This is a genomic window from Serratia sp. 506_PEND, assembly GCF_001076875.1.
GTDB classification, from domain to species: Bacteria; Pseudomonadota; Gammaproteobacteria; order Enterobacterales; family Enterobacteriaceae; genus Serratia; species Serratia marcescens.
This window is the reverse complement of record NZ_JVEL01000084.1, coordinates 1-2,267: the sequence shown is the minus strand read 5'-3', so window position 1 is coordinate 2,267 and position 2,267 is coordinate 1. Positions and strand designations below refer to the sequence as shown.

Here is a 2,267-nt window from a genome sequence, read left to right as displayed (position 1 = left end):
TGCCGCCCAGGAAGTGAATGATCGCCGCACCGCCGGCGGATTGCTTGGCGCTGCCGCGGCCGAAGAACATGTAGGCCATCAGCACGCCCATGCCCGGGCCTGGGTTGGCTTCAATCAGGAAGAATACCGACTTACCGACTTCCGTGGCCTGCTGGATACCCAGCGGCGAGAAGATGCCGTGGTTGATGGCGTTGTTCAGGAACAGGATTTTCGCCGGTTCAACGAAGATGGACGCCAGTGGCAACAGGTTGTTCTTCACCATCACGTGCACGCCCGCCGCCAGCAGCTTGGAGAGCACCTCCACCAGCGGCCCGATGCCCAGGAAAGCCAGGATTGCCAGCAGCATGCCGATGATGCCGGCGGAGAAGTTGTTCACCAGCATTTCAAAGCCGCTTTTGATCTTGCCGTCCACCCAGCGGTCGAAATGCTTGATAGCCCAGCCACCCAGCGGGCCGGCGATCATCGAGCCGAGGAACATCGGCATGTCGGCGCCGACGATGACGCCCATGGTGGTGATGGCGCCGACCACGCCGCCGCGCTCGCCGCCCACCAGCCGCCCGCCGGTGTAGCCGATCAGCAGCGGCAGCAGATAGGTGATCATCGGGCCGACCAGCTTGGCTAAGGTTTCATTCGGCAGCCAGCCGGTTGGAATGAATAGCGCGGTGATAATCCCCCAGGCGATAAAGGCGCCGATGTTGGGCATCACCATGTTGCTCAGGAAGCGGCCAAAGTTTTGCACTTTAACCTTGATGTCTGGTGAAAACATAAAACACACCCCTATTGTTACGCGCTGACAATAGAGCGCGTGATTATTGTTGTGACGATCCAGCCGTGTTGCCGCTGTATGCGAAACGGACTCTATCACGCTGTTTTTGTCACGCGAACTTCACGAATTTTTTGTGATACAAGTCACACACAACACCCCAACAAACCCTCATTTATAGTGATAAAGATCACACTTATGACGTGTAAAAAAAGCACAGTGAGAAAAAAACCGCCAAAAAATCGACAATAAAGTGATAACGGTCACATTTTTAACTTGGTGATTTGTTTTTAAATTGTGATAAACATCACAATTTATTTTTGACTGCAGCGCCCGATCGCGACGCTCTGTTTGATCTTCCCTGTGAGCACTCATCCCGCCGGGAACTAGCGAAGTGATGAATGAAAGAAAACTACATTGCCGAATGAATGGATTAATTGAAGTGTAGTACAGAAGCCTGCGCAATAAACCAGCAAGCTATTGGAAACGCTGAGGGGAAATAAAGCAGGCCGGCAATGCCGGCCTGTAGATCGTCGTAGGCGCGTTATTGCGTCACGCTTTGAATGGCTTTCTGCGCATTCACCAGGTTCTGCTGTTTGGCCACCAGATTCGACATCATGGTGTTGTACTGCGCCACCTGCTGCGCAGTGCGGAACTGCACGCCGTTGTTGTTGAAGCTGACCTGATTGCCCTGGCTCTGCAGGAAATCGCCAACCTGCACCAGATCCTGCACAAAGCTGGCGGTGGTCGGGATCGCCGGCATCAGGGCGTTGGCCGGCGCGGTGACGATTTTGTCATAGGCCTGGTTGTACACCGCCTTCAGATCGTCGGGCTGTTTCAACGCCGCGCGGGCGGTATCCGCCTGCGACTTGGCGGACTGGATCTGCTGGCCCAGCAGGTTCAACGCCCCGACCGATTGCTGCAGCGCATCGCGTTTGTTCAGATAGTCCTGTGCGGTGCGGATCTGGTTAATCTGATCCAGCGCCGGGGTCAGGCTGGCGCCGACCGACTTGGACAACTGCTGTGAAAAGCCGACCAAAATCGCGTAATCGCCGGCATAGTTGCCGAACTTCTGCTTCTGGTCTTCACTCAGCGTGGGGATATTCGCCCCGCTGCGCATCACGGTATTCTGTAAGTAATCGATAAATGCTTTGCGCTGTTCCGGCTCTTTATCGCCGCAGGCGGTCAATTGCATGACCACCAACAATGCCAATACCGGTGCCAACCAACGCGCGAAACCTCTGCTCTGGATCCCTACCGCCATGTGACATAACTCCTGTTATAAACCTGCTTTTTCATTGGACTCCGCCCCTTTTTCCGCACTCCGTGCGCCTATAAGAATAGATCAACTGGCGGCGTTCCGATACGCGATTCCGTTTGCGGTGAACATTGTCTCGGCCGGTGGCGGTTGAACATCGTGCGCAAAACGCACTGAGGTTCATTGCCGTCGGCGACCGAACGCTTCAATTTCCCCAAGTCGCCCCCCAAGTCGCCCCCCAAGTCG

At 55.3% G+C, this 2,267-nt stretch carries 2 protein-coding genes; both read right to left on the bottom strand.

Features of this window, described 5'->3' with window-relative positions; translation table 11 throughout:
- Positions 1-766 (bottom strand): PTS transporter subunit EIIC (locus ADK28_RS02775; protein ID WP_048794811.1); only part of this gene is annotated, 766 nt, incomplete at its 3' end.
- A 541-nt stretch (positions 767-1,307) separates the two neighbouring features.
- Positions 1,308-2,027: a DUF3053 domain-containing protein gene (locus tag ADK28_RS02770; RefSeq protein ID WP_016929578.1), complete on the bottom strand. Its 720-nt coding sequence runs from the start codon at positions 2,025-2,027 to the stop codon at positions 1,308-1,310.
- Positions 2,028-2,267 lie beyond the last annotated feature (240 nt).